This is a genomic window from Micromonospora sp. NPDC047753, from assembly GCF_040642735.1.
GTDB lineage: Bacteria > Actinomycetota > Actinomycetes > Mycobacteriales > Micromonosporaceae > Micromonospora.
Genome location: NZ_JBEYSL010000751.1, coordinates 1 through 2280, shown reverse-complemented (window position 1 = coordinate 2280; position 2280 = coordinate 1). Strand labels below are relative to the sequence as shown.

General features: G+C 72.5%; 2 protein-coding genes and 1 pseudogene. 2 read left to right on the top strand and 1 reads right to left on the bottom strand.

The window, feature by feature from the left end; all coding sequences use genetic code 11:
- Positions 1-54: 54 nt before the first annotated feature.
- Positions 55-480 carry a DNA-binding protein gene (locus ABZ749_RS34110; RefSeq protein ID WP_357235280.1) on the top strand — a complete coding sequence of 142 codons (426 nt, stop codon included), beginning with the start codon at positions 55-57 and terminating at the stop codon, positions 478-480.
- An 81-nt stretch (positions 481-561) separates the two neighbouring features.
- The gene (locus tag ABZ749_RS34105) at positions 562-915 is read left to right on the top strand and encodes an MmcQ/YjbR family DNA-binding protein (RefSeq protein WP_357235277.1); all 354 of its coding nucleotides are present in this window, start codon (positions 562-564) and stop codon (positions 913-915) included.
- A 43-nt stretch (positions 916-958) separates the two neighbouring features.
- On the opposite strand, the pseudogene argH reads toward ABZ749_RS34105, so the two are convergent.
- Positions 959-2191 (bottom strand): annotated as a pseudogene (gene argH, locus ABZ749_RS34100) (argininosuccinate lyase); the annotation flags it as partial.
- Between the last annotated feature and the right edge of the window lie 89 nt (positions 2192-2280).

The following is a 2280-nucleotide window of genomic DNA, read 5'->3' as shown; positions in this document are numbered from 1 at the left end:
GCCAGGCTTCAACAATCTGTTGACAATCGAGTGTTCATACGATGTGCTCGGGGTATGACGACCGAGGACATCTTCACCGCGCCGGACCCGGGCCGGGCCCGCGCCCACCGCACCCACGAGGCGTTACAGCGGATCAGCGAGCGGCACGCCGGCACCGACACCCGGCGGGGCCGGTGGGCCCACCCGTACGTGCTCGACCCGTGGGAGGCGGTCGCCCTGGTCACCGCGCTGGCCGCCGGCGGGGCCGAACGCGAACCCGCTGAGGAGCCGATCGACGCCGCCGACCTGACCGCCGCTCTGACCCTGCTGCCCCACGTCCGCGCCGAACTGGACGCCCTGGAGGCCGGCCTGCTGACGCTGGCCCGCGACCGGGGGCTGACCTGGCAGGCGATCGCGTACGGGCTGGGGTTGGGCAGCGCGCAGGCGGCCCGGCAGCGCTACGAGCGGGTCGCCGCCCGCTCGGCCGACCAGACCTCCTGACGACCGCGCCCGTCGGACCGGCACGGCGCGTGTGCGACAGCAGTCGGGCGGGCACACTGTGCGCACGACGAGGAGGCACCCATGGAGCGCGCGGAGATGCTGGCGTACTGCCTGGCCAAGCCGGGAGCGTGGCTGGACCAGCCGTGGGAGGGCGACGAGGTGGTGAAGGTGGGCAGCCGGATCTTCGCGTTCCTCGGCAGCGACAGCGGCAAGCCCACGGTCGGCATCAAGTGCGGGGCGACCCGGGAGGTGGCCGACGAGTGGCTGCACCGGCACCCCGACGACGCCAGCGTGATGGCCTACATCGGCCGGTCCGGATGGAACACTCTGTGCCTCAACGGCGGGATCGACGACGACGAGCTGACCGAGGCTGTCGACTCGTCGTACGACATGGTGGTGGCCAAGCTCCCCAAGCGGGAGCGCCCGACGGCCTGAACCGCCGCGGCGCCGGCGGCAGGCGCCGACGCCACGGCACGGCTCAGCGCGGAACGACCCGCTCGGTGGCCCACTCCCGCCACCCTGCCAGCCGATCCGCCGCGGCGGCGAGCTGGTCGGCGACCGGGCCGGGGCCGGTGGAACCGGGGGTGGTCCGGGCCGCGAGAGCCGAACGGACCGAGAGCACGTCGCGCACCGACGGGTCGAGGTGCCCGCTGATCGCGGCCAGGTCCTCGTCGGAGACGTCGTTGAGCTCGCACTCCCGAGCAGCGCAGAGCGCCACCAACTGGCCGGTGATCTCGTGCGCGTCGCGGAACGGCACGTTGCGTCGGACCAGCCAGTCGGCGACCTCGGTGGCGAGGGAGAAGCCGACCGGGGCGGCGGCGACGAGGCGGTCCACCCGGACCGTCATCGTGGAGATCATTCCCGCCAGGGCCGGAAGCAGCAGCTCCAGGGTGTCGACCGCGTCGAAGGCCGGCTCCTTGTCCTCCTGCATGTCCCGGTCATAGGTCATCGGCAGGCCCTTGAGCATGGTGAGCACTGTCATCAGGCCGCCGACCAGACGCCCGGACTTGCCCCGGGCCAGCTCGGCGATGTCCGCGTTCTTCTTCTGCGGCATGATCGACGAGCCGGTGGCGAAGGAGTCGTCCAGCTCCACCCAGCCGAACTCGTGCGAGGTCCAGAGCACCACCTCCTCGCCGAGCCGGGACAGGTGCACCCCGATCAGGGCGGTGGTGAAGAGGAACTCGGCCACGAAGTCCCGGTCGGCGACGGCGTCCATCGAGTTGGCGAACGACGTACGGAAGCCCAACTCCTTGGCCACCGCCACCGGGTCCAGTGGGAGCCCGGAACCGGCCAGGGCGCCCGCGCCGAGCGGGCTGATCGCCGCCCGGTGGTCCCAGTCGCGCAGCCGTTCGAGGTCGCGCAGCAGCGGCTGCACGTGGGCGAGCAGCCAGTGCCCGAAGGTGACAGGCTGGGCGTGCTGGAGGTGGGTCATGCCCGGCGCGGCGGTGTCGATGTGCCGCTCGGCCTGCTCGACCAGCGCCTCCGCCAACTCGACCAGGCGGCTGGCCACGCCGCGGGCGTGGTCGCGCAGGTAGAGCCGCAGGTCGGTGGCGACCTGGTCGTTGCGGGACCGGCCGGCGCGCAGCTTGCCACCGAGGCTGCCGAGACGCTCCAGCAGACCGCGCTCCAGCGCGGTGTGCACGTCCTCGTCGTCGATGGTGGGGCGGAACGTTCCGGAGGCGCAGGCGGCCTCCAGGTCGTCCAACGCGGCCACGTCAGGGGTGTTCGGGCAGCTCAGCCGCCCTTGCCGATGATCGTGTCGGCGGTCTGCTGCACCTGGTCGATCGGGATGGCGAACCC